3 protein-coding genes and 2 pseudogenes are annotated in these 5,140 nt (G+C 61.4%); 1 reads left to right on the top strand and 4 read right to left on the bottom strand.

Going from position 1 to position 5,140, the window contains the following annotated elements:
- Window positions 1-57: 57 nt before the first annotated feature.
- The 3 genes and pseudogenes from JSE7799_RS06315 to JSE7799_RS06305 form a co-directional block, all read right to left on the bottom strand.
- Complete coding sequence (locus JSE7799_RS06315; protein WP_442354838.1) at window positions 58-1,047, bottom strand: IS4 family transposase; 990 nt, start codon at window positions 1,045-1,047, stop codon at window positions 58-60.
- 188 nt (window positions 1,048-1,235) lie between these two features.
- A pseudogene (locus tag JSE7799_RS06310) lies at window positions 1,236-1,691 on the bottom strand (transposase); the annotation flags it as partial.
- Between the two features lie 268 nt (window positions 1,692-1,959).
- A complete protein-coding gene (locus tag JSE7799_RS06305) occupies window positions 1,960-2,922 on the bottom strand; it encodes a PfkB family carbohydrate kinase (RefSeq protein WP_055662864.1) in 963 nt (320 codons plus the stop codon).
- 421 nt (window positions 2,923-3,343) lie between these two features.
- On the opposite strand from JSE7799_RS06305, the pseudogene JSE7799_RS19610 reads away from it, so the two are divergent.
- A pseudogene (locus JSE7799_RS19610) lies at window positions 3,344-4,104 on the top strand (IS5 family transposase); the annotation flags it as partial.
- A gap of 620 nt (window positions 4,105-4,724) precedes the next feature.
- On the opposite strand, the gene JSE7799_RS06290 reads toward JSE7799_RS19610, so the two are convergent.
- A partial coding sequence (locus JSE7799_RS06290) for a transposase (RefSeq protein WP_144431590.1) occupies window positions 4,725-5,140 on the bottom strand: 416 nt, incomplete at its 5' end.

The raw sequence follows: 5,140 nt of genomic DNA, 5'->3' as shown, positions 1-5,140 counted from the left end.
CATCAGGCGGCGCAGGGTCGCAAACTCCGGCGGCAAGTCCCATTCCGCCAGAGCAGACTACACGACTCCCACCCGCAGCCGTCTCGGGACGACGAGATTTCGGGCGACGAGAGGCGTTTCGGGACCGGACCGCATCCATCGTCGGACCTCATCGAAGCCGGTCCGGAACCAGGATTTCGAGCAGTATCCGTGCTTCTTNCGGGCGGGGTATTTGTGTCCCATGAGCTGGGCTGCAGCACGGCAGATGAGGGCGATGGCAATAGCGGTTATGGCGATGAGCAGAGACAACCTGGACGCGAGCGTCAGGCGGGTGTCCTCCAGGTTCAGCCCCCGCGTCTTGCTGTCGGCGAACAGGCACTCGATGAGCCAGCGCTTCTTGTACTGCCGCAGGATGTGCGCGCCAGTGGCTGGATAGGGCGAAGCCACCACGAGAAGCTCGCCGCCCTTGATACGGCGCGCACCGAAGTGGAGCTCGAGGTCAGGGTGACTCGCTCTGCCAGGCAGGACGGCCGTGAAGCCCCGCACACCCCTGCACCGTGACAGCAGGGAGCGCAGGTTCAGCTCGCGGCCGTTGGTACGGACTATCTGGCCCTCCTTCATGCGGATCGCGAAGGGGATCTCCTGCTCGACGAGAAAAGTGAACCATTCCTGACCGATGAACTCACGATCCGCCAGCAGCACCCGAACGGTTGAGGCGTCGAAATACGCGAGATACCGCTTCATCAGCGCGATGCGCTGAGCGGTCGTGCTGTTGCCGGAATGCGGGAGCATGGTCCACATCAACGGGACACGGAACCTGGCCGTGATGACGGCCAACACGAGGATGTTAACGTCGGTCTTGCCGATCTTCCAGTTGGTGCGGTCAAGACACAGATGCCAAGGGCGAGGGTTGCCGAGCAGCGAGATCACGATGCCCACGCTCCAATCCTCGGGCAGGCACACGTGTTGGAAGAAGCGTTGCAGACGGCGATAGGTCGATGCAACCATGGCGCGACTTGGCCGCTCGCTCGCGATATGCGTCAGGTTCACCGTTCGGGCGCTGATCATGCCAAGCAGGATCATGCAGAGCGTCTCGAGCCGTGACTTGCCCAACGGCACATGCGGAGTTAGCGTTTTCTGGAGATCGGCGAGAGCACGGATATTCAAGGGACCGTTCCTTTGGCGAGGTCGAGTCCACCAGAAGAATCTCTCTTGCCGGTCTCGGCCACCCCAAAAACGGCTGTGTCGTGTAGTCTGACGATTCGGCTTGGCGCGCGCGCAAAGGACTGACAGTAGAACCGGATCATCTCGCGGCCCATGCGGATAAGGGCGCGGGCGTCGGGCAGGTTTTCCATGCGAGAGATCGTTGGCTGCGAACACAAGGCTGGCTCCGTTTCCGGCCCACGCTCCAGCGCGATCCTGAAGCTGGGATCGTACCGCAGGGCGGTCGCGTCATTGCCGTCTTCATATCCCGCCGCGATCATCATGATCCGGAACCGGATGATGTCGCACAGGCTATGCTGAACTTTCGCCGGGTCACGCGGATCGTGCAGGCAATCTGCGAGCCGCTGCGCCAGACCCGCCCTGCGCTCGATCTCGCGCAGCAGGGTCAGGCCGGCGTCGGAGCTCATGTCGGCGCCGTCAAACCCGAGCAGGACCGGCTTACCGTTAAGGGGTGACAGGCGGGGCGTGGAGCACGTAGACTGGGTCATGGCGGAGGTCGTCCTGCTGAAATCTGAATCTTTGGCGTCGATAACCAAAAAATACATAGTTTCAGACGGTTACGCCACCTCCGCCGCCTTCTCGTGAATTATCCGGGTTAAGAGGAGGCCGACGTGGTTTTGGCACTGCGCGGGTAGACGGCATGCAATGTGAGCGGAAAAGCTTGGTCAAAATATAGTGTAAACGGCCAGATCTTCCATTGCTTCGGCCTTCAGTTAAACAGCCTGAAGAGTTTAGGGTGAATCCTTTCGCAAAAGATTACGGGTTGGGATCGTGTGGGGTAAGCTGCACCTCTCCCAGTCGCGCCTCAACTTCTCTATTATCGGGACATCCGGCCTGAGAGCCGTATTGCGTGACTGCGTATGCGGAGGCAGCGGAGGCTGCGCGCGCCGCCTCGAGAACAGTGTTACCTTTGCTCAGCCACGTTGCGAACACGCCAGCGAACACGTCGCCCGCGCCGGTGGTGTCGACGGCGTCAACGTTGGGTGCTCGTAGGAAGTGCAGTACTCCGTTGTGGCAAAGCACACACCCGCCCGTGTACAGTTTGATGCAGATCGTTTTTGCTCCGCCTCGCGCGAGGGCGGCCGCAGCCCGTCCGGCCGTAGGCGCATCCTCGACCTTGATCCCGGACAGCTTCTTTGCCTCCACAGGATTGGGCAGCAAAATGTTGGAGAGGTCCAGCAGCTCATCGCTGACAGCATTTGCGGGCGACGGATCAAGAATTCTTGTAAAGCCCCTTTCCGCTGCAGCCTCGGCGGCCGCTTTCGTCACCTCCTCGGGAACTTCCACGTCGTAGACCAAGACGGAATTCGAGGGTGCACTTCGCACCACCTCAACAATGTTATGAAGCGCTTCAGGTCCCCAAGTTGCGTTTGCGTTTTCAGCAAGAACGATACCTTTTGCGCCACCCGGCGGGACATTGATCATGGAGACGCCAGTCGGACAGTCTGGCGCGACGTTGACGCCCGAGAGATCAACTCCGATCTGCCTCAGTGGCTCAAGAGCTTGCTCCGCCAAATCATCATCGCCGACACATCCTAGAAGCTGAGCCGGAGTTCCGAGTTGTTGCGCCTGAAATGCAACGTTTGCCGCTTTACCGCCGCTGAGTCTGGCGAAGTGATGACCGGTAAGCGTCTCTCCAGGCTCTGGTCGACGATCGACGCGCACCTGAAAGTCCGCGTTGATGCTACCGACGGAAATGACCTTTGGTTGGTGCAGCATTGCGGCTGGTCCTTCTCAGGTCGGTCACGGAGTTGTGGCTCAGGAATCTGCGGCGGTGGGGTAGGTCGAAACACCTGCACCAACGTTGTGGTTCCTGATCAAGCTACATCAAGCTACCCTAGTTCAACATTGATAATGTCAAACGATCGCACGGCGGGAGCGGCGCGACCGTTATTTCGGTCCCGCTGCATCTTCTCTCCCTCAGCAACGAAGGCTCCGGGGCTGGCAGAGAGGGCAGGGGCAGGGACCGGGCAACGCCACTCCGTCCCTTTGCAGTGCCGCCAAGTTGCGTCGGCCTACTCAGCCTGTCTTGGTGGGCAGGTCGATCGATTACTTTAGCCTGGACGGTGTTGACAAAACCCTTTCCCTGACGGTTTTGGTGTGTATCGCGCTGCCGGACTATGGTCAGGCGGGTGATGTGATGGCGCGAGGACTGATGTCGGATGCGGAATGGCTGTTCTTCCAGAGGGTGCGAGCGCGCAACGAGCGGCATGGAAGCGATCACCGGCGGGTGCTCGACGGGGTGTTCTGGATCGCGCGGACGGGCTCGCCCTGGCGCAACCTGCCCGAGGAGTTCGGCAAATGGTCGCGTGTCTACCGCCAGTTCCGCCGTCGGACGCTCGCGGGGCTGTGGGGGACGATCCTGGAAGCCCTGAACGAGGGCGCGGCCGAGCGCAATCACCCGCCCGACCGCTTGCAGAGGATCGACAGCACGGTGATCTGGGCGCATCAGCATGCAGCCGGCGCAAAAGGGGGACTCCGCGATAGGGTATTGGCCGCTCAAGAGGTGGCCAGACGACCAAGATCCACCTCCGCACGAACGGCTGGAGCCTGCCGACGCGCACCGATGTGACGCCGGGCCAGACCTCGGACGACAGAGGCTTCGACCTCGTCATGGGCGACGATTTGCCCGCGCCGGGTGCGCTGCTCGCGGACAAGGGCCATGATGCCGACCGCATCCGCGCCTGGGCCGAGGCCCGCGACGCGATCCCCGTCATCCCCATGCGCCGCAACCGCAAGGCCCGCGCAGACCTGGACAAGACCTTCTACGCGCTGCGCAACCCGGTCGAGCGCTGCGTCAGGCGGCTCAAGAACAGCCGCCGCGTCGCCACCCGCTACGACAAGACCGTCGCCAGCGTCCTGGGCTTCGTCGACATCGCATGCATCCGCCTCTGGACACGGCGTTTTGTCAACAGGACTTGGGATCATGCCGAAATTCTCGTAATCCATTTGGATCAGATTGCCAAGTTAAAGCCCCCACGTAGCGGACTCCATTCGCGGCTGGATGAACGTTCAGCGGGCGGTCAGGGAGGCAGGAAGGGAGACGAGCTCGACGGCTGAACTCCGCTACGACGCGACCTTGGCTAGAGCCAACATAGCCGCGCGTGGCTTCGCAGGGGCCGATTCTAGCCGATATGCCACCATGCAACACCCCGCCGGATACCCTTCCAAGCTTTCTTTTTTGGGGCCGAAATGATGACACCATGATTCCATCTGTCAGCTGATGGCACTCCCGCAACTCCGACAGGACAGATTCAATAACGACTTCTCGTTCCATCCGCACGCTCTCCGCAGCGAACAATAATTCCGGCGGCGCAACCAGCGTGGAGATGCAGTCTGGTCCTTCAATGCTCCTAGCCCGCATAATTCATGAAGCTGCGGACTTGTGCTCCGTGGGATGGTTTCCCCGGTCTCGGTTTTCTTGCGCGCACCCGGTGTTTGCGTCCGGTTGGCATGCCGGCCGGTGACTTGGGTCTTGGGCGATACGGGTTGATGTTTCTGGGTTTGTCGGGGCGCTTGCGTCAGGCTGTTTTCGGGGGGGCGAGGGCGTCGAAGAGAAGGAGGAGAAGTCCCTTTCGGGGACACGAAGCCGGCAGGGTCACGATGATCCGGGTCTTCTTTTCGACGATGGTGGCGGCCAGTTTGACGAGATGCAGCCGCAGCGTGTCGAACTGGGCGCGGCGCCANGGTGAGCGCTTCGGGCAAGCCGCGCGAAGCTTCCACCAGACCCAGTAGGCGCAGCCGTGCAGCATCAGGCGCATCTGGTTGGCGTTGGCTTTCGAGCACGACGTCCGGTCTGCTGCGAGGTGGGCCTTCCACGCCTTGATGTGGTTCTCGGCCTGGCCGCGGGCGGAGTAGATCTTCTCGTAAAGGTGCTTACCGCGGCCGCCCTCGAGGTTGGTGACGATGTAGCGGGTGTCCCGACCCATGGGACCAA

This window comes from Jannaschia seosinensis (assembly GCF_001408515.1).
Lineage (GTDB): Bacteria > Pseudomonadota > Alphaproteobacteria > Rhodobacterales > Rhodobacteraceae > Jannaschia > Jannaschia seosinensis.
This window is presented reverse-complemented; position numbering and strand designations above follow the sequence as displayed.